Source organism: Ignavibacteriota bacterium (assembly GCA_016716225.1).
In the GTDB taxonomy this organism is placed as follows: Bacteria; Bacteroidota; Ignavibacteria; order Ignavibacteriales; family Melioribacteraceae.
Map to the genome: position 1 here is coordinate 961,356 of JADJWT010000001.1, position 19,671 is coordinate 981,026.

Consider the following 19,671-nt stretch of genomic DNA (forward strand, 5'->3'; position numbering starts at 1 on the left):
AAGTAAAGTATTTATTTATCCAAAAAATTTTTGAACCACAGAAATGTTTTACCCATTCATTACTTATAAACTAGTACTTCTATAAAAATGATTTTAAAAATTTTCTAATAATTAAATCAACTATTTTTACTCGTTAATATATACGTGAATTGCATTTTGCATATTTATGTAAATTCATTAAATTAAAAATGAAAATCTCATTACTAATCATTTAGAAATTACACAAATATTGGAAACTTTATTAAAGAAACTAAAACAAGAAATTGAAAGTTATAATAAAACTTTAATTGCATTATCCGGAGGTGTTGATTCTTGTTTGACATCATTTTTATGTAGAAAATATTTGGGCAAAGAAAATGCGATTGCCGTAATTGCAAATTCACCAAGCCTTAAACGTAAAGATTTAGAAATTGCTGAGAAGTTTTGTAAAGAAAATGATATAAAATATTTAATTCTTGAAACCAACGAACTCACGAATGAAAATTATTCATCGAACCCAATTAACAGATGCTATTTTTGCAAAAATGAATTATACGATAGTTTACAAGAATTAATTACGAATAAATATTCCGGATTTAAAATAGTTAATGGAAATAATTTTTCTGACCTAGGTGATTATCGTCCCGGATTAAAATCTGCTTCTGAAAATAATATTTTAAGTCCGTTCATAAATTGTAAAATTGATAAAACAAAAATTAGAGAATTAGCAAATTATTTTAACTTATCGGTTTGGGATAAACCAGCTAGTCCTTGTTTGAGCAGTCGATTTCCATATGGAGAATCTATTACGACTGAAAAATTGAAAATGGTAGAAATAGCAGAATCAATTCTTAACGATTTTGGCTTTGAAGATATACGTGTTAGAAGTTCAAATAATAATGCAAAAATAGAAGTTCCTCAAGAACAAATAATAAAGTTAAAATCTATCTTTCATATTATTGAACAAAAAATTATTAATATTGGTTTTTCGCAATGTATTGTGGATGAAGAAGGTTTTATCACTGGAAAATTAAACCGGGTTTTAAATGAATTTTCAAATTGATCATAACAGAAAATCAAGAATTGGTTTTCCTGAAGTTATTTACGGTGAATCTAAAGATGTTAACACTTTACTTAATATTTTAGAAGAAGTTTTGAAACATCAAAAAAAAGCTTTAATTACCAAATTACAAGAGCACAAAGCAATTGAGATAAAAAAAAATCATAAAGATGTTTTTTATGATTTAAAATCCGGAATTTGTATTGTTGGAAAAATTTCTAAAAGTAATTTTAAAAATCCCGATGTAATAATACTCTCAGGTGGAACTTCAGACGAGTTTATCGTAAATGAAGCATTTTACACTTCAGAATTTTTAGGAATAAAAGTAAGAAAAATTATTGATGTTGGCGTTGCCGGCGTTCACAGATTATTAGAAAGAAAAGAGGAAATTAAAAAAGCAAAAGTTATTATTGTATGCGCTGGTTTTGAAGGCGCATTGCCAACAATTGTAGGTGGATTATTTCCGCAACCAATAATTGGAATTCCGATAAGCGTTGGATATGGTGTTGCAAAAGGTGGACATACTGCACTTAATTCCATGCTTTCAAGTTGCGCAAATGGATTATTAGTAACAAATATTGATAACGGTTACGGTGCGGCAATTGCTGCCTATCGTATATTAAAAGGTTAAAATAAAATGACAAAAATTTTAAAAATAGAAGCCTTTTCCGGTGCAAGCGGCGATATGTTTTTAAGTGCTTTAGCTCAATTATCAGACAATTTTGATGATTTAAAAACTTTACCATCAAAATTAAATTTTGATGATCATGCAGAAATTATAATATCTGATGTAAAAAAAAACGGAATCGCTTGTAAACATATTAAAGTTGTTGAAAAAGCAAAACAGCATCATCATAGACATCTCAAAGATATCATTTTAATGATTAAAAATTCATCACTAACAGAAAATGCCAAAAAGATTGCTATCGATATTTTTGAAATAATTGGAATTGCCGAAGCAAAAGTTCACAATATCCCAATTGAAAAAATTCATTTTCATGAAGTTGGTGCGGTTGATTCTATTATAGATATTTGCGGTGCAGCATTTTTTTTAGATAAATTAAAAATTGATAAATCTTATTTAACAACTCTGATTACAGGAAAGGGTTTTATTAATACTGAACATGGCAAATTGCCAATTCCGGCTCCGGCTACAAAACTTATTATTGAATCCATTCCATATTTAAATGGCGATGAAGAAGGCGAAAAGTTAACTCCAACCGGTGCTGCAATTATTAAATATTTAAATCCTTGTTTTGAACAAATTCCTACAATTGATATCAAAACAGCTTATGGTCCCGGAGAAAAAGATTTTATCACTCCAAATTTATTACGTTTATCAATTTCTGAAATCAATGAAGAAAAAGAAAATCTAATAAATATTGAAACAAATATAGATGATATCCAAAATGAATATTTGGGAATAGAATTTCAGAATAAATTATTTGAGAATGGAGCAATTGATTTTTACATTTCGCAAGTTATTATGAAAAAAGGTAGACCCGGAAATTTGTTAAGCATTATTTGCAAGAAAAATAATTTGGAAAATATTGCCAATTTTTTATTTAACTCAACATCTACAATTGGCTTAAGATACTATCCAATAGAACGGATTGAGCTTGAAAGAAATGTAAATGTTATCGACACAGAATTTGGAAAATTTCATGTAAAAATTTCTAAAGCACCAAATGGAATAGAAAAAGTTAAACCGGAATCTGAAGAAATCTTAAAATATGCATTAGAAAATAATATTGATCCAAAAATTATTTCAAATAAAATCATAGGTAATTATGAAAAAGATAATCGGAATTAGTACTGCTTTATTTCTTAAAATCCCAATTTCCTTACTTGCTCATGAAGGTCATGTTCATACCGGAACTTTTTGGGAAACAGCACTTCATTATATAATTACAAAATCTTGGGTAATAGTTATTGTAATTGCTGGCGCTTATTTTCTTCTTAGAAAAAAAGCTATATTCCAAAAAGAGAAAAATTAATATTTTATAATAGTAATTTAGTTTTCTCTTATTAAAAATACTTTTGTTGATTTCGGCAGTTTATCAAAGTTGCAGAATTGTAGAATGTTATTAATTTATTTTGATTAAAATAACTTTAAACATTTTTTTAAATTCATAAAATTCCATTAAATATAACTACATATTTTAGGAAATTTAATTATGTTAAATTCAATTGATATTCCGCAAAATCTAATTTCAAATATCGGTAATGAACAGATTGATTTTTCCGTTAAAGCGAAACGTGATAAACCCATAAAATCTTCATTGGGAATTATCATATTCGGAACAATTTGGACGGCATTTACAAGCATTTTTGTATTTGCGTTTTTAGGTCCTTTATTTATTGGCGAAGAAGTTCACTTCACATCAAACGGAACACCGACAGTTGCAAGTCCGGATAATTTAGGACCAATTACACTTCCCGCAATTATTATTGGACTTTTTGTTTTAATCGGAATAGGAATGTTAATCGGCGGATTTTATTCTCTTTTGAAAAAAGGCGGATATTTTGTTGGAACTCCTTCGCGGTTAATTAGTTTCCAAAATGGAAATATTAGATCAATTGATTGGGAACAATTTTCCGGTGATATTCAAGTAAACGGAAATGAATTGGAAGGAAATATTTCTTTGCAAATGAGAAGTGGAAAAATGGTAAGCAGCAAAAACAGCGGAAGCAGATATGTACCCGATACAATTTATATTTCCGGAATTCCAAATGTTTATGAAGTTGAACAAATTTGCCGAAAAAGAATTAAAGAAAATGATCCTACTCCTTCAATTGCACAACCTCAAATATTAAATTGATTCAATGAGTTTATTAAAGGATTTAGCTGAATTAGTTACTGCAAATGTTATTTCTCAAGAAACTGCTGAGAAAATTCAAAATTATTATAGCGAAAAAGGAAGTAAATCAAATAATAAAATTCTTATAATTTTTGGAATTCTTGGTGCGCTGCTTATTGGACTTGGAATTATTTTAATTGTTGCTCACAATTGGGATAATTTTTCCAAAACTTTAAAATTAGTATTTTCATTTCTCCCACTAATCATTGGACAAACTCTTAGCGGATATTCATTAATCAAGAAAAATGAAAGTGTGGCTTGGAAAGAAAGCAGTTCAACATTTTTATTTTTCGCTATCGGAGCAAACATTTCTTTGATCGGACAAATTTACAATCTGCATAATGAACTGAGTTTATTCGTCATCACTTGGATGCTGATTTTCTTGCCAATTATTTATTTATTAAAATCTTCAACCGGTTCGCTACTTTATATAATTGGAATAACATTTTACGCATGTGAAAATGGCTATTGGGCTTTTCCCACAAGCGAATCAATAAATTATTGGATTTTAATATTGTTAATTATTCCATTTTACTATTTACTATATAAAAGAAATCCGCAAAGCATTTTTTTTAATTTTCACAATTGGATAATTCCACTTTCAATAATTATTTCTTTAGGAATTATTGCAAATAAATTTGATGAATTTTTGTTCATCGCATATTTCAGTTTGTTTGCTTTATTTCAAATAATTGGAAAATCAAAATTTGCTCAAATTACAAATTCAAAAATAAATTCTTTTACTTTTTACGGCTCACTTGGAACAATAGTTATTCTATTAATTCTAAGCTTCGATTGGTTTTGGAATGAATTGCAAAATAAGATTTTCGTTTTCAAAGAAATATTTTTTTCTCCGGAATTAATTACTTCAATTTTGATTTCGGTAATTGCATTAATATTATTCTCCAAAAATTTTACAAAAGAAAAGAATTGGTTTCAATTAACATTTGTAATTTTTATTATCATTTTTTTGATTGGAATTCATTCAAGTTTTGCTGTGGTACTTATAAACCTTTTAACTTTGGCAATTGGAATATTCACAATTAGGCAAGGCGCAAATCAAAATCATTTGGGAATTTTAAATTATGGTTTATTAATAATTACTGCTTTAATAACTTGCAGATTTTTTGATACGGATTTATCATTTATAACTCGGGGAATAATTTTTATAATTGTTGGTATTGGATTTTTTGCTGCAAATTTTTGGATTCTTAAAAAGAGAAAATTAAATGGAAAATAAAAAAATCATTTTCTCAATATTTTTGTTAGTTGTATTTGTACAATTATTTGTTCCGGTTAAAATTATTTATGATAGTGAAGAAATTATTTCTAACGGAACTGAATTCAAATTTAGAACTGCTCCTATTGATCCAATTGACACTTTTAGAGGAAAATATATTTTTCTGCAATTCAAAGAAAATTCTGTAACTGTTGAAAGTGAAAATAATTGGAAAATTGGTGAATCGATTTTTGCGCTAATTGAAAATGATAAAAATGGATTTGCAAAAATTAAATCTATTGAAAAAACAGAACCTTTAGAAAATCTCAATTTTGTTAAAGTAAAAATTACATCAATCTTTCAAAATAAAATTATAATTCAATATCCATTCAACAGATTTTATATGGAAGAGACCAAAGCCGGCAAAGCTGAAATAGTTTATAACAATTCAATAATTGATACAACTAAAATTACTTACGCTTTAGTTTCCATAAAAAATGGAAATTCAATTATTCAAAATATTTTTGTGGATGATGTTCCAATCAATAATTTTCTTCAAAAATGATTTCCGTAAAAAAAATACATGAAGCTATTGAATTAACACTTCCTCGAAGAGTTAAAAAATATATAATAATATTTGTTACTTCCGGAAAATTGCAAATTAAAATTGATGATAAAGATTTTACTCTAAATGCAAATGATATTATCACAATTACTTCCGGTCAATATCACTTTGTAAAAAGTATTATAAATGTAAAGGGTTTTGTTCTGGATTTTACATACCATTTTTTTATAAAAGATGATGCAGATATTGAATTAATATTTCAAAACGGACTTTTCTGCCATTTTGATTTGAATGAAGTGAATAAAATTTCGAATACAAAAATTGTTGAAAATTATTTCAAAGAAATTGCTGATGAATTAATGAATCAACCTTTTCAATACTTTACAGCAATTCACTCGAAAGTAAAACTAATTTTAATTGAAATAAATCGTGCAAGAATTTTAAGCGGTTACGAAATTTGGAAACCAGATGCACTATTTCTAAAATTTCTTGAATTTGTCCGAGCTAATTTTGATAAAAATTTTAAATTAAGTGAAATTGCAAATAAATTAAAAACTACCGAATTGAAATTAAATGAATTATCAAAAAAGTTTGCGGGTAAAACTGCACAAAATATTATTTACGGATTAATTACTTCCGAAGCCCAAAGATTATTGATTTATGAAAATTTATCAGTTAAAGAAACTGCTTTCCGGCTTGGCTTTAACGATCCTTTTTACTTTTCAAACTTTTTCAAAAAGCAAACGAAACTTTCTCCGCAAAATTATCAGAAGAAATTTCATATCTAAATTTTACATTCTTTTCTCCAGTTTTTCTATTCTTTATTCAAAACTCCTTAAATAATTTTACATAAAAAAGGAGAAATAATGCTAAGTACAAATATGAAAGATTACACTGTTAACACAAATAATACTCAATGGAAACAATTGTATGAAAATGGAATTGATACAACTGGACTTTATTTTAAAGTTTTACGATTTGATGAAACAACAAAAAGACCGCCAAGTTTTTTATTAAAATTTGATGCCGGTGCAAAATATCCTTATCATAATCATCCGGGTGGTGAGGAAGTTTTTGTTTTGGAAGGTTCAGTATTCTTTAACGATACTGAACTTTTTGCGGGAGATTATTTATATACTCCGAAAAATTTTAAACATTCTGTGCATTCAAAAAATGGATGCGTATTGTTTTTTATTGTCCCGGAAGAAGTTGAAATAATATAAATGGGTTGAGAGAATTTTGTAAATTATGATGTAATTGAAAATGAAGAAAATCATTTTATGAATCATTCTGAAATTGCATCATTTAGAATTTTCAATCAGCAATTAATTAATCCAAAATTTACTGATGCAGAAAAATTAGTTGAATATTTTGCCGCAATTCAAGGTCAAGAATATATTCAAACAAAATGGGGAATTGGTTTAAGAATTCCTCATTTAAATAATGACGAAATTGAAGCTGAAATAAATTCCGGAAAAATTTTACGCACGCATTTACTCAGACCAACTTGGCATTTGGTAAACTCAAAAGATATCAAATGGTTGTTAAAGCTAACCGCTCCCAGAGTTCAACAAGTGAATTTAACAAGATATAATCAGCTTGAACTTGATATAAAGACATTAAAAAAATGTAATGTAATAATTGAAAAAATATTAACCGGCGGAAACGAATTAACAAGAAATGAAATTCGCGATTTGTTAAATCAAAAAAAAATAAATACCGATGAACAAAGATTACCTTACATTTTAATGAATGCGGAACTTTGCGGAATTATTTGCAGCGGTAAACCAAAAGGTAACAATCAAACTTATGCGCTTATTGATGAAAGATGTAAAAATACTTTTGAGTTGGAAAAAGATGAAGCATTAGCAGAATTAACAAAAAGATATTTTACTAGTCGCGGACCCGCAACTATAAATGATTATTCAACTTGGTCTGGATTAACAATTACAGATTGCAAAAAAGGAATTGAACTAAATAAAAAAATTCTGCAAAATTTTGTTTTACATAATATTAAATATTATTGCTCAAATGAATCAGTTCAAATAAAATCAGAGAATAAATTTAATTTGCTTCCACTTTATGATGAAATGATTTACGGATATAAAAACAGAGATTCTATTTTTCAATTCGGAATTTCAAAAAATATCAAAGTTGATTTAATTTATAAGAATGCAGTAATTTATAATAATCAAATTGTTGGTTATTGGAAAAGAGTAATCAATAAAAATAACATCCAAGTTGAATTTGAATTTTTTGATAAATTATCAAATCAACAAATTTCAATACTCAAAAAAGAAATTTCACATTTTAAAAATTTTTATAACAAAGAAATACTATTAAAAACTAAATTATGATTTCAAAAAAAATTAATATTTCATTATCTATATTATTTTTTGCATCAATAATAGTTTTTATAATACTCTTATTTACATCTCAATCATTTTTAGAATGGGCATTTGAACGTCATCAAAATCAATTGAGCTGGTATATTCGTCCATTATTTTTAATTCCATTTTCATATTTCGCATTTAGGAAAAATTTATTAGGAATTTCGTTAACAATATTTTTACTTTTTACGAGTATGATTTGGTTTGGCAAACCAGAAAATGTTAATCAACAAATAATTACCTTTTTAGAATTTGAAAAAAATTGGTTAACAAGTGAATGGAATTTTAATAAAATATTTTTTGCATCACTTGTTCCAATTTCTTTTTTCCTTTTAGGATTTGCATTTTGGAAAAGAAGTTTACTTTTGGGAATTTTAATTTTAGTAATAATTGCAACCGCAAAAATTTTGTGGAGTTTAGTAAATGCCGGTAATTCGGCAAAGAGTATTATTATTCCAGCAATTACGGGATTGATATTGTGCGTTGAAATTATTTATTTCTTTTGGAAAAAAGAACATATAGACTATTCATAGCTGATATTTCTCGAATAACATTTATCTAAATCTTTTTCTTAATCTTACTCTTAATCATAATCTTAATCAAAAATCAAAAGAAGATTTCTAGATTAAGTGTAAGATTATGATTAAGAAAAGATAAAAAAAAACAACTAAGCTGTAATATAATTATGAACATACTCCGCTGTTTTTCTTCCTTCATTAATTGCCCAAACAACTAATGATTGTCCTCTTCTCATATCGCCTGCAGCAAATATTCCCGGAATATTTGTCATTCGATGTTCATCAGTTTTTATATTACTTCTTTCATCTAATTCAACATCAAGTTCAGTAATTAACTTATTTTTTGTTGGTCCGGTAAAGCCCATTGCTAGCAATACCAAATCTGTATCTAAAGTAAAATCTGATCCCGGAATTTCATTCATATTTCTATATCCGGTTTTAGGATTTTTTTCACCAAACTGCAATTTTACCAAATGAAGTTTTTCTACTTTATTATTTTTACCCGAAAACTTTTTCGTCATTACTGCATAAATTTTTTCTGCACCTTCTTCGTGCGAGGTAGAAGTTCTTTCAATAAATGCCCACTGAGGCCAAGGATTATCTGCGTTTCTTACAGCCGGTGGTTGCGGTAATAATTCAAGATTAATTATGGATTTTGCACCTTGTCGTTTTGCCGTTCCAATACAATCAGAGCCGGTATCACCGCCGCCAATTACAACAACATTTTTTCCTTCCGCATTAATTCTATTTCCGTTAAAAGTCTGACCACAATTTGCTCTATTTTGTTGAGTAAGAAATTCCATCGCAAAATGAATTCCATTTAAATTTCTTCCTTCAACAGGAAGATTTCTTGGTTGTTCAGCACCGCCGGCCAATACAACGGCATCAAATTTTTCAACTAATTCTGAAAGTAAAATATCTTTACCAATTTCGGTGTTGGTTTTAAATATTACTCCATCCTCTTCCATTAATTTTATTCTTCTTTGAACAATAGTTTTATCAAGTTTAAAGTTTGGAATTCCGAGAGTTAATAATCCTCCAATAAATTCATTTTTCTCAAAAACTGTAACTTCGTGCGAGGCTTTATTTAATTGATCGGCACAAGCAAGTCCAGCTGGTCCGGAGCCAACAATTGCAACTTTTTTTCCACTGCGAACTTTTGGAATTTGCGGTTTTATCCATCCTTCTTCAAATGCTTTTTCTATTATTGATAACTCAATATTTTTTATTGTTACTGCATCTTTATTGATTGCAAGTGTGCATGAATTTTCACAAGGAGCTGGGCAAACTCTACCGGTAAATTCCGGAAAATTATTTGTACGTGATAATCTGTTGTATGCATCTTTCCAATTATTTCTAAAAACCAAATCATTCCAATCTGGAATAATATTATTAATTGGGCAGCCAGATTGGCAAAATGGAATTCCGCAATCCATACAGCGCGCACCTTGCTGTTTTAATTCATCTTCGGTTAACGGAATTACAAATTCATTCCAATGATTTATTCTTTCATCAACTTTTTGTTTGTGGAAATCACTTCTTTCATATTTGATAAATCCTTTTACTTCGCCCATTGTTAATCCTTGCTTTCAATTAAAACTTCTTCAAATTTATTTTCACTGTTTTTTTTCGCTAAAACTTTTTGATAATCTTTAGGAAAAACTTTTACAAACTGTGGTTGAACTTCCATCCAATTATCCAAAACCTTTTTTGCCACTTTACTTTTTGTATATTGATAATGTTTAATTATTAAATTGCGAACTTCATCTTTATCTTCTTGATTTTCAACCGGAAATAAATCAACCATTTCCATATTGCATAATGATTCAAAATTATTTTCAACATCCCAAACATATGCAATTCCGCCACTCATTCCCGCCGCAAAATTTCTTCCGGTTTTACCAAGTACAACAACTCTTCCACCGGTCATGTATTCACACCCGTGATCGCCAATTCCTTCTACAACTACACTTGCACCGCTATTTCTAACCGCAAATCTTTCGCCAGCTTTTCCATTAATAAATACTTCTCCTAAAATCGCACCGTACATTACAACATTTCCAACAATTATATTTTCTTCCGGAATTAGTAAAGAATCTTCTTGAGGTTTTATAATTAGCTTCCCTCCGGAAAGCCCTTTTCCCACATAATCATTTGCATCACCTTCTAAAAAGAAAGTTACACCTTTACTTAAAAAAGCTCCAAAACTTTGTCCAGCTGATCCTTCAAAATCAATTTGAATTGTATCTTCCGGCAATCCTTTTAATCCATACTTTTTCGCTATTACTGAACTTAACATTGTTCCCACGGTTCTATTTCCATTATTTATATCACAACTAAATCTCACCGGAATTTGTTTCTGAATTGCTTTCTTACAAGATTCAATTAATTTGTTATCAAGTGAATTTTCAAGATTATGTTTTTGTGATTCTGAATGATGAACTTTCATTTTTATTGGAACATCTGTTTTATGAAGTACACTTCTCAGATCTAAATATTTAGCTTTCCAATGATCAATCTTTTGTTTCTTTTCTAACAACTCGGTTTTACCTATAAGATCATCAAAATATTTAATTCCTAATTGAGCCATCAGTTCTCTAACTTCTTGGGCAATAAACATAAAGTAATTAATAACATGTTCCGGTTTCCCTCTGAACTCATTTCTTAATTTTGGATCTTGAGTTGCAATACCAACCGAACAAGCATTTAAATGACATTTTCTTAGCATTACGCAACCCATTGAAATAAGTGCAGAAGTTGCAAATCCAAATTCATCTGCACCAAGTATTGCGGCAATTACAACATCTCTTCCACTTTTAAGTTGTCCATCAACTTGAATTCTAATTCTTCTTCTTAAATCATTAAGTACCAAAACTTGCTGAGTTTCCGCAATGCCTAACTCCATTGGCAATCCAGCATGTTTAATTGAAGTTAATGGAGATGCGCCAGTTCCACCTTCATATCCGCTTATTAATAAATGATCAGCTTTTCCTTTTGAAACACCAGCCGCAACAGTTCCAACTCCAGCTTCCGAAACAAGTTTTACACTTACTTGCGCTGACGGATTTGATTTCTTCAAATCGTAAATCAATTGTGCTAAATCTTCAATAGAATAAATATCATGATGTGGAGGCGGTGAAATTAATCCAACACCGGGAGTTGTGTGTCGTGTCTTTGCAATTTCTTCACTTACTTTTTCACCGGGTAATTGTCCACCTTCGCCGGGTTTTGCACCTTGCGCCATCTTTATTTGTAGTTGATCGGCATTTACTAAATATTCAATCGTAACACCAAATCTTCCTTGTGCAATTTGTTTAATTCTGCTTCTTTTTAAATTTCCATTTTCATCAATTGCATATCGCTCGGGATCTTCTCCGCCTTCCCCGGTATTTGAAAATCCGCCCATTCTGTTCATTGCGATTGCTAATGTTTCATGTGCTTCTTTTGAAATTGAACCATAACTCATTGCGCCGGTTGCAAATCTTTTTACAATATTTTCCACTGGTTCAACTTCTTCTATTGGAATACTTTTTCTTTCTTTGAATTTTAAATATGAGCGAATCAATCCGTAATTTTTTTCCGTATCATTTACAATTTCTGAATATTTTTTATAAATGCCATAATCATTATTTCTTACTGCATGCTGCAAAAGTGCAATTGTTTCGGGATTCCATTGATGATTTTCACCATCAGCTCTCCAACTATAAAATCCTCCTTCATCTAAAACATCCTCACAATTATCATTTTCGCAAACTTTAAGTGCTGCTGCATGTCTTAAGTTTACTTCTTTTTCAATCATATCTATTCCTAATCCACCAAGACGTGAAATTGTTCCGGTAAAATATTTTTCAATTAATTCATCTTGCAATCCAACAGCTTCAAATATTTGTGCACCGCAATATGATTGAATTGTAGAAATTCCCATTTTGGAAATAACTTTATACAATCCAAGTGAAACTGCTTTTAAGTAATTTTGTTGAGCTTTTTCAAAACTGATTCCGTTTAACTCATTATTTTTAACTAGTTCTTCAATGCTTTCAAAAACTAAATAAGGATTTATTGCATTGGCTCCGTAACCAATAAGCAAAGCAAAATGATGAACTTCTCTTGCTTCGCCGGTTTCAATAATAATGCTGACTTTTGTTCTTGTTCCCTTCTTAATTAAGTGATGATGCAATCCGGAACAAACCAATAAACTAGGAATTGGAATATTATTTTCATCGGAATATCTATCAGAAAGTATAATAATTGTTTTTCCATTTTCAATCGCTTTATCGGTTTTAATAAATACATCTGATAATGCTCGCTCTAATCCACCAACTTTTCCTTTTGGATAAATTGTTGGAAATGTTTCAGCACGTAAATCAACTCGATCTAATTCTTTAATTTTCCAAAGCTGCTCATTTAATAAAATTGGTTTATCTATTTTTAATCTTCTGCAATGTTCCGGAGTTTCTTCTAAAAGATTTTTTTCGGGACCAAGCATTACTTGTTCGCTCATAATTATTTCTTCTCGAATTGCATCAATCGGCGGATTTGTAACTTGAGCGAATAATTGCTTGAAATAATTAAATAATAACTGAGGTTTTTTACTAAGCAAGGCAATCGGAGTATCAGCACCCATAGATCCAATTGCTTCTTTTCCTTCAATAGCCATGGGCTTAATAATGAATTTAATATCTTCTAAAGTGTAACCAAATATTTTCTGTTTAGTATTAATAGCAACTTTGCTTGGGATAAATTTGTTTTGCAATTCCGGTAAATCATTTATGTGAATTAAATTATCTTTAAGCCATTGTGAATAATTTTGCTGATTGCAAATTTGATTTTTTATTTCTTTGTTTCGTAAAATTTTTCCTTCTTGAGTATCAACCAAAAATATTTTCCCGGGTTGAAGTCTTCCTTTTCTAATTATTTCAGCTGGATTAATTCTTAATGTTCCAGATTCCGAAGCCATTATAACTTTATAATCTTTTGTTATCCAATATCGCAAAGGTCTTAATCCGTTTCTATCTAAAACCGAACCAATATATCTTCCATCGGTAAAAGAAATTGCTGCTGGTCCGTCCCAAGGTTCAATTAAAGTTGAGTGATATTCATAAAAAGATTTCTTAAATTCTGGCATATTTTTATCACCGGAAAATGCTTCCGGAATCATCATCATTATTGCATGAGGTAAAGATCTCCCAGATGCAACAAGAACTTCGAGAACATTATCAAATGCTGCGGAATCACTTTTACTTGGTGCAAGAAGAGGCATTATTTTTTCTAATTCATCACCAAAAATTTTACTTTGAAATTGTTTCTCTCTTGTGTTGAACCAATTTTTATTTCCTTTTAATGTGTTGATTTCTCCGTTATGTGCAATAATTCTATATGGATGTGCTAAAGCCCAAGTTGGAAATGTATTTGTGCTGTATCGCGAATGAACTAACGCTAATGCCGAAACGAAATCCGGTTCTGATAAATCCGGGAAAAATCCTTTTAGCTGTTCCGCCATTAACTGACCTTTATAAACAAGTGTCTTTGAAGACAAACTGCAGATATAAAAATAATTTTTTTGTGAAAGATCGGCACCACGAATTTTTAAACCAATCCTTTTTCTAATTATTAATAATCTTTTTTCAAATTCTTCTTTAGGTGTATATTCGCTGCGTGCTATTAAAATTTGTTTCATAACCGGCATTACGGAAAGTGCAACTTTTCCTATATCATAATCATTATATGGAACATCTCTTAATCCAAGAAAATGCTGATTTTCATCTAATGTTATTTTTTCAATTATTCCCTCAACTTTATGCCTATCTTCAGCAATTGTTGGAAGAAATACTAAGCCAACTCCATAATCACCAATCAGTGGTAGTTCAATATCAATACTATGACAAACACGACGTAAAAACGCATCGGGAATTTGTGTCATTATTCCAGCACCATCTCCGGTTTTGGAATCTCCGCCAACTGCGCCTCTGTGTTTTAAATTTTCGAGAATCTCAATTCCATTTGTTACAATTTCGTGAGTTTTCTCACCTTTAACATTTGCAACAAATCCAACGCCGCAGCTTTCGTGTTCAAAATCAGAATTATACAATCCAAAATTGCTGGGCATAATATTTTGTCCGCTCATTTTTTTTCCTAAAATTTATCATAAAATAAATCGGCAATCGATTGGTAGTTTTTTCCATTTTACAATTCTAAGATCATTAGAATGCAAGATAAGAGTACTTCAATTTGCGAGGGATCGTCCTCTAAGATAAATGAAGTTTTATTAACCCAAAAAGATAAAATTTTTTTGAATAATTACAACATATTAATTAAGAATTTTTCTAAAAAGCAAACATTTATTAAAATTTATCCAATTATATTGTATGTAATTTCTCCATTCAGCCTAAATTTATTAATTGATACTAAAATTTTGTATCATTTATTAAGTAATTAAAAATGATAAAGATTATAAAAAATCCCGAAAATTTTCTAAAGATTTACGAGTTTCCGGGATTATATTGATTGGCAATTTTGATCTTTTTACATTCCTAGGTTTACTCCAAAAATTAAATATCCAACTTCTTTATTTGGATTAAGAACATAACTGCTAAAAATTGGTAATGAAAAATCTTCTGTAATTTTAATATCTTTTGAAATTTTTGCACCAATGTTAATTAAATTAAATTCTGATGTTCCATAAATTGGGTTATCACTACCAGGAGTTCCTCCAATAAATAAATCTAATCCAACTTCACTAATTGATGTTGAATATCCGACTTCAAAATAAATATTGTTTTCCGGATCATTAAGAACATTTACAAAAGCAGCTACTGAAATTGGAAAACTTTCTGATCCACCGTAACTTAATCCAACTTCTAAATTATGTGCACCGCCTTCATCTTTGTAACTTCCATATTTTACTCCGGAATTTGGAAAGTAATAATCTGTAACAATTAATGAAAAATCTGAAACGGAATAACTTGCATACAAATCCATTTCTTCAGCACCGGATGCATCATTTGTAAATGGATAAGATCCCCAAAATCCAACTTCAAAATTTCCAGCAGCTAACGAAAGAGATGGTTGAATGCTACCCGAATTACCGAAATCTAAACCTCGCCAAACATATCTGCTAACGAAATCTGCTCCTCCGGATAAAGTTGTTTGAGCAATTGAAAATGATGATAGAAATATTATTATTAAAAATATGTTTTTAATTGATTTCATAATTTCTCCGCTATAATTAGTATAAGTTAAATTTATTTTTTTCTAAAATATTGGCAACATATATTTTTGATATTATACAATTTTTTCAAAATCCGGATAAGCTTCCATTGAGTGTTCACCTAAATCCAATCCGCGAATTTCTTCTTCTTCGGAAACTCTTAATCCCATTGTTTGTTTGAGAATAAACCAAAGTATTCCGGTAAAAATTAAAACAAACGCACCAACAGAAATAACTCCAATAAATTGAACCCATAACTGACCCATACTAGCTTTAGCACCAAAAATTCCTACTGCAAGAGTTCCAAAAATTCCGCAAACTAAGTGAACGGAAAGAGCGCCAACGGGATCATCAATTTTTAATTTGTCAAAAAATAAAACAGCTCCAACTACCAAAATGCCAGAAATTAATCCAATTATAATTGAAGAAGTAGGCCCCATTTGATCAGCACCAGCGGTAATTCCCACCAATCCTGCTAAAATTCCGTTAAGCAACATTGTAACATCGGGACTTTTTAGAAGAATCCAAGAAGTTAACATTGCTCCAATTGCTCCAGCTGATGCTGCTAATGATGTTGTAACAAGAACCAAAGATACAGCAGCTGGATCAGCAGAAAGTACTGATCCTCCATTAAATCCGAACCATCCCAACCACAATAAAAATACTCCAATTGCTGCCAAAGGCATACTATGTCCCGGAATGGGATTAACTCCGCCTTTTTTGAATTTACCAATTCTTGGTCCTAAAAATAGTACACCAGTTAAAGCTCCCCAACCTCCAACTGAATGAACTAATGTAGAACCAGCAAAATCATGAAAATTTAATTCATTCAAAAATCCGCCACCCCATTTCCACATTCCGGCAATTGGATAAGCTAATGCTACAAATATTGTTGAGAAAACCAAAAATGTTGAAAGTTTTATTCTTTCTGCAACAGCACCAGAAACTATAGTTGCTGCAGTTGCTGCAAACATTCCTTGAAATAAAAAGTCTGTCCAATATGTATAACCAATATTATATTCGCTTGTAAGCCCTGCAGCATCCGTAGAAATTCCAAATCCTGCAAATCCAAAAAAACCGCCAGCAAAGTCTTTTCCCGGATACATTAAGTTAAATCCAACTATAGCATAAGTTATTAATCCTATAGCCGGAATTATTGAATTTTTAAACAAAATATTAACAGTATTTTTGGAACGTGTTAATCCGGTTTCTAAAGTTGCAAATCCCAAATGCATAATGAAAACTAAAGCAGTAGCAATCATCATCCAGAGATTATTTACCGTAAATAGATTATTTGTAACTGATTTCACTAATTCATCTTCCATTGTAACTCCTTAAAATTATCAATTATTTAAAATTTCTTAAACGGCACTTTCGCCGGATTCTTCGGTTCTAATTCTTATTGCATCTTCAACCGGTATTATAAAAATTTTACCATCCCCAATTTTTCCGGTTTTACTTTTTTCAATAATAATTTGTATTGCTTTTTCCACAGCATCATCCGAACATATTAGCTCAACTTTTACTTTGGGTACAAATTCAAGATTATACTCAGATCCTCTATAAATTTCCTTATGACCCTTCTGTCTTCCATATCCTCTAACTTCGGTAACTGTAATCCCGGCAAAACCTTCTTCTTGAAGTGCATTATGTAATGCATCCAATTTTCCCGGTCTAATTATTGCTTCAACTTTCTTCATTTTATTCTCCTATTTGATAGAAATACTTAAAATTTATTCGTTGTATTTAGTTTTTTGCCTTAATAATTTAGAATTCTATACGCAAAGATATAATAAAATTTTATTTTGTCAAGTTTTTATCTAAATAATTATTGTATTTTAACAAAATCACATAGTATTATTAGACAATTTATATGAAATGCCTAAATAATTATTTTAAATTATAGAGTTAAATATTTATAATTAGGATAATTCTTTAATTAATTTGAAATGAAAATAATGCTGAGAAAGTTTGGGATTTTTAATTTTAAAATGTTGTCACTTTTGAAATGACAACATTTGTGAGAAGTAGAATTGTTAAATTTTAATTAAATATTTTTTGTCCAGCAATTTCTTCCAATCTTTTTATTCTTTCTTCTGTAGATGGGTGGGTAGAAAATAATTTTTGCATTCCGCCAAAAAATGGATTTATAATAAACATGTGCGAATCTGATTCTCTTCCGGTTCTCATAGGATTTTGTTGAACTCCGTTTTGTAGTTTATAAAGTGCTGTAGCTAAACCTATTGGTTTCCCGGATATTTCTGCGCCACCTTTGTCTGCAGCAAATTCTCTTACCCGCGAAATTGCCATTCTAATTATCATTCCGGCAATTGGAGCTAAAATCATCATAAATAATCCCGCCATTGGATTTTCTCTTCTATCAGAACTGAAGTGCGCTATTTGTCCCAATGTTGCCAAAGCTCCAGCAAAAGTAGCTGCAACTGCGCTAGTTAAAATATCACGATGCTTTACATGAGCCAATTCATGAGCCATAACACCTTCAAGTTCATCTTTAGATAAAATTCTTAAAATCCCTTGAGTTGCTGCAACAGCAGCATGTTGGGGATTTCTCCCGGTTGCAAAAGCATTTGGAGTTTGTTCGGGAGTAATATAAACTTTTGGCATTGGCAATTGAGCATTGTTAGCTAATTTTTCTACCATTTCATAAAGTCCGCTTGGATGATTTGGACCAATTTCATTTGCTTTATATCTACTTAAAACCATTTTATCACTAAACCAATAGCTGTAAAAATTCATTCCTGCTGCAATTACTAATGCTATAATAGTTCCACTTTTTCCGCCAATAATTCCTCCTATATATATAAATAGAAGTGTTAACCCCATCATTAGTAAAAATGTTCTAAAGTTACTTTGCATTTTTAAACCTTTTATTTTGTAATTTGTTAAAAATTAAACATTTTCTTAATTAAAATACAAGCAAAATCAAAATTGAATAATTTTTGTAAATATAAAAACCTGCTGATTTTTTAATTATGTTGTTTTTAAAAGTTTGAGAAATTTTACAATATTTATTTTAAAATGTTTCATTAACAAATTTCAACATTTACATTAATTAACCTGTGTTAAGATTTGCTCTTGAAAAGTTATTTCTTTTTTAATACAATTAATTGTGTATTGAAAAAAAATAAGGAATAAACCATGTTGATGGTAAAAGATGTTGATTTAACCCCAAATCCTCAAGCTCTGAAATTTATCTTAAGTGAAAAATTATTAAATAGAGAAACAAGAAGTTTCAAAAGTAAGGAAGAATCAGAAATCGATCCACTTGCTAAGGCAATTTTTGAATTACCCGGAGTTGTATCTGTTTTTTACATGGATAGATTTATAACCATTGAAAAAGAGCCAAATACAAGTTGGGGAAAAATTCAAATGCCATTTGTAAATTTGATTAAAAATTTTAACAAAGATTTAATTCCACAAGAATCTGAAAATTCTTCTTCAATAGAAAATGATACTGAGTTACTTAAGCAAATTAATGACTTACTAGATAAAAGAGTTCGACCGGCACTGGCCGGAGATGGTGGAGGGTTGCAAGTTTTAGATTTGCATGATAAAACTTTAACAATCAGATATCAAGGAGCCTGTGGAACTTGTCCAAGCGCAATTCAAGGAACTTTAGTTGCAATTGAAAATTTACTAAAACGTGAAATTGATCCTTTTATGGAGGTTGTAAGCGGATAAATTTTTAATAAATCCCAACTCTTATATTGTTGGGATTTATTATTTTTCAATAAGCTGAGGTTACATAATTGATCCAAATTTGTTTAGAGAAAACAAATATTCCAAATTTATTCTGTTATAAATCCTTTCGCCTTGTTCAACTTAAAAATTATATAAAATTGAATATCTTT

18 protein-coding genes are annotated in these 19,671 nt (G+C 29.7%); 12 read left to right on the plus strand and 6 right to left on the minus strand.

All coding sequences use genetic code 11. The annotated features are described in order from the left end of the window. Positions 1–217: 217 nt before the first annotated feature. The 11 genes from larE (at position 218) to IPM32_04165 (ending at position 8,607) form a co-directional block, all read left to right on the plus strand. Positions 218–1,042, plus strand: coding sequence for an ATP-dependent sacrificial sulfur transferase LarE (larE, locus tag IPM32_04115; GenBank protein MBK8944438.1), 825 nt, complete (start codon positions 218–220; stop codon positions 1,040–1,042). Further along, positions 1,026–1,670, plus strand: a complete 645-nt coding sequence (larB, locus tag IPM32_04120) for a nickel pincer cofactor biosynthesis protein LarB (protein MBK8944439.1) — start codon at positions 1,026–1,028, stop codon at positions 1,668–1,670. The genes larE and larB overlap by 17 nt, the downstream gene beginning before the upstream one ends. A gap of 6 nt (positions 1,671–1,676) precedes the next feature. Beyond that, positions 1,677–2,852, plus strand: coding sequence for a nickel pincer cofactor biosynthesis protein LarC (gene larC, locus IPM32_04125; GenBank protein ID MBK8944440.1), 1,176 nt, complete (start codon positions 1,677–1,679; stop codon positions 2,850–2,852). Further along, positions 2,830–3,036 carry a hypothetical protein gene (locus tag IPM32_04130; GenBank protein MBK8944441.1) on the plus strand — a complete coding sequence of 69 codons (207 nt, stop codon included), beginning with the start codon at positions 2,830–2,832 and terminating at the stop codon, positions 3,034–3,036. The genes larC and IPM32_04130 overlap by 23 nt, the downstream gene beginning before the upstream one ends. A 180-nt stretch (positions 3,037–3,216) precedes the next feature. Beyond that, positions 3,217–3,861 carry a hypothetical protein gene (locus IPM32_04135; protein MBK8944442.1) on the plus strand — a complete coding sequence of 215 codons (645 nt, stop codon included), beginning with the start codon at positions 3,217–3,219 and terminating at the stop codon, positions 3,859–3,861. Positions 3,862–3,865: 4 nt separating this feature from the next. Next, entirely contained in the window at positions 3,866–5,140 is a 1,275-nt protein-coding gene (locus tag IPM32_04140; protein MBK8944443.1) for a DUF2157 domain-containing protein, read from the plus strand. Next, entirely contained in the window at positions 5,130–5,684 is a 555-nt protein-coding gene (locus tag IPM32_04145; protein ID MBK8944444.1) for a GDYXXLXY domain-containing protein, read from the plus strand. Before IPM32_04140 ends, IPM32_04145 begins: the two co-directional genes overlap by 11 nt. Beyond that, a complete protein-coding gene (locus IPM32_04150; GenBank protein ID MBK8944445.1) occupies positions 5,681–6,472 on the plus strand; it encodes a helix-turn-helix domain-containing protein in 792 nt (263 codons plus the stop codon). The genes IPM32_04145 and IPM32_04150 overlap by 4 nt, the downstream gene beginning before the upstream one ends. A 78-nt stretch (positions 6,473–6,550) precedes the next feature. Then, a complete protein-coding gene (locus tag IPM32_04155; GenBank protein ID MBK8944446.1) occupies positions 6,551–6,907 on the plus strand; it encodes a cupin domain-containing protein in 357 nt (118 codons plus the stop codon). A 57-nt stretch (positions 6,908–6,964) separates the two neighbouring features. Beyond that, complete coding sequence (locus tag IPM32_04160) at positions 6,965–8,041, plus strand: winged helix DNA-binding domain-containing protein (protein MBK8944447.1); 1,077 nt, start codon at positions 6,965–6,967, stop codon at positions 8,039–8,041. Then, positions 8,038–8,607 carry a hypothetical protein gene (locus IPM32_04165; GenBank protein MBK8944448.1) on the plus strand — a complete coding sequence of 190 codons (570 nt, stop codon included), beginning with the start codon at positions 8,038–8,040 and terminating at the stop codon, positions 8,605–8,607. Before IPM32_04160 ends, IPM32_04165 begins: the two co-directional genes overlap by 4 nt. 134 nt (positions 8,608–8,741) lie before the next feature. Here the strand turns inward: IPM32_04165 and IPM32_04170 are convergent, their stop codons facing one another. The 6 genes from IPM32_04170 to htpX all read right to left on the minus strand — a co-directional run bounded on the left by IPM32_04170 (position 8,742) and on the right by htpX (position 18,676). After that, positions 8,742–10,166 carry a glutamate synthase subunit beta gene (locus tag IPM32_04170; GenBank protein MBK8944449.1) on the minus strand — a complete coding sequence of 475 codons (1,425 nt, stop codon included), beginning with the start codon at positions 10,164–10,166 and terminating at the stop codon, positions 8,742–8,744. Positions 10,167–10,168: 2 nt separating this feature from the next. Continuing rightward, positions 10,169–14,716 carry a glutamate synthase large subunit gene (gene gltB / locus IPM32_04175; GenBank protein ID MBK8944450.1) on the minus strand — a complete coding sequence of 1,516 codons (4,548 nt, stop codon included), beginning with the start codon at positions 14,714–14,716 and terminating at the stop codon, positions 10,169–10,171. Positions 14,717–15,114: 398 nt separating this feature from the next. Continuing rightward, positions 15,115–15,801: a hypothetical protein gene (locus IPM32_04180; protein ID MBK8944451.1), complete on the minus strand. Its 687-nt coding sequence runs from the start codon at positions 15,799–15,801 to the stop codon at positions 15,115–15,117. Between the two features lie 72 nt (positions 15,802–15,873). Beyond that, positions 15,874–17,124: an ammonium transporter gene (gene amt / locus IPM32_04185; protein MBK8944452.1), complete on the minus strand. Its 1,251-nt coding sequence runs from the start codon at positions 17,122–17,124 to the stop codon at positions 15,874–15,876. Positions 17,125–17,160: 36 nt separating this feature from the next. Beyond that, positions 17,161–17,499 (minus strand): P-II family nitrogen regulator, encoded by a 339-nt coding sequence (locus IPM32_04190; protein ID MBK8944453.1) that lies wholly within the window; start codon positions 17,497–17,499, stop codon positions 17,161–17,163. A gap of 343 nt (positions 17,500–17,842) precedes the next feature. Next, entirely contained in the window at positions 17,843–18,676 is an 834-nt protein-coding gene (gene htpX, locus IPM32_04195) for a zinc metalloprotease HtpX (protein ID MBK8944454.1), read from the minus strand. Between the two features lie 282 nt (positions 18,677–18,958). On the opposite strand from htpX, the gene IPM32_04200 reads away from it, so the two are divergent. After that, a complete protein-coding gene (locus IPM32_04200) occupies positions 18,959–19,501 on the plus strand; it encodes a NifU family protein (GenBank protein ID MBK8944455.1) in 543 nt (180 codons plus the stop codon). Positions 19,502–19,671 lie beyond the last annotated feature (170 nt).

What these genes read in the sequence shown, in the direction of transcription:
- larB (MBK8944439.1), top strand. Translation starts at nt 1,026, where the DNA reads ATGAATTTTCAAATTGATCATAACAGAAAATCAAGAATTGGTTTTCCT.
- larC (MBK8944440.1), top strand. Translation starts at nt 1,677, where the DNA reads ATGACAAAAATTTTAAAAATAGAAGCCTTTTCCGGTGCAAGCGGCGAT.
- IPM32_04130 (MBK8944441.1), top strand. Translation starts at nt 2,830, where the DNA reads ATGAAAAAGATAATCGGAATTAGTACTGCTTTATTTCTTAAAATCCCA.
- IPM32_04135 (MBK8944442.1), top strand. Translation starts at nt 3,217, where the DNA reads ATGTTAAATTCAATTGATATTCCGCAAAATCTAATTTCAAATATCGGT.
- IPM32_04140 (MBK8944443.1), top strand. Translation starts at nt 3,866, where the DNA reads ATGAGTTTATTAAAGGATTTAGCTGAATTAGTTACTGCAAATGTTATT.
- IPM32_04145 (MBK8944444.1), top strand. Translation starts at nt 5,130, where the DNA reads ATGGAAAATAAAAAAATCATTTTCTCAATATTTTTGTTAGTTGTATTT.
- IPM32_04150 (MBK8944445.1), top strand. Translation starts at nt 5,681, where the DNA reads ATGATTTCCGTAAAAAAAATACATGAAGCTATTGAATTAACACTTCCT.
- IPM32_04155 (MBK8944446.1), top strand. Translation starts at nt 6,551, where the DNA reads ATGCTAAGTACAAATATGAAAGATTACACTGTTAACACAAATAATACT.
- IPM32_04160 (MBK8944447.1), top strand. Translation starts at nt 6,965, where the DNA reads ATGAATCATTCTGAAATTGCATCATTTAGAATTTTCAATCAGCAATTA.
- IPM32_04165 (MBK8944448.1), top strand. Translation starts at nt 8,038, where the DNA reads ATGATTTCAAAAAAAATTAATATTTCATTATCTATATTATTTTTTGCA.
- IPM32_04170 (MBK8944449.1), bottom strand. Translation starts at nt 10,166, where the DNA reads ATGGGCGAAGTAAAAGGATTTATCAAATATGAAAGAAGTGATTTCCAC.
- gltB (MBK8944450.1), bottom strand. Translation starts at nt 14,716, where the DNA reads ATGAGCGGACAAAATATTATGCCCAGCAATTTTGGATTGTATAATTCT.
- IPM32_04180 (MBK8944451.1), bottom strand. Translation starts at nt 15,801, where the DNA reads ATGAAATCAATTAAAAACATATTTTTAATAATAATATTTCTATCATCA.
- amt (MBK8944452.1), bottom strand. Translation starts at nt 17,124, where the DNA reads ATGGAAGATGAATTAGTGAAATCAGTTACAAATAATCTATTTACGGTA.
- IPM32_04190 (MBK8944453.1), bottom strand. Translation starts at nt 17,499, where the DNA reads ATGAAGAAAGTTGAAGCAATAATTAGACCGGGAAAATTGGATGCATTA.
- htpX (MBK8944454.1), bottom strand. Translation starts at nt 18,676, where the DNA reads ATGCAAAGTAACTTTAGAACATTTTTACTAATGATGGGGTTAACACTT.
- IPM32_04200 (MBK8944455.1), top strand. Translation starts at nt 18,959, where the DNA reads ATGTTGATGGTAAAAGATGTTGATTTAACCCCAAATCCTCAAGCTCTG.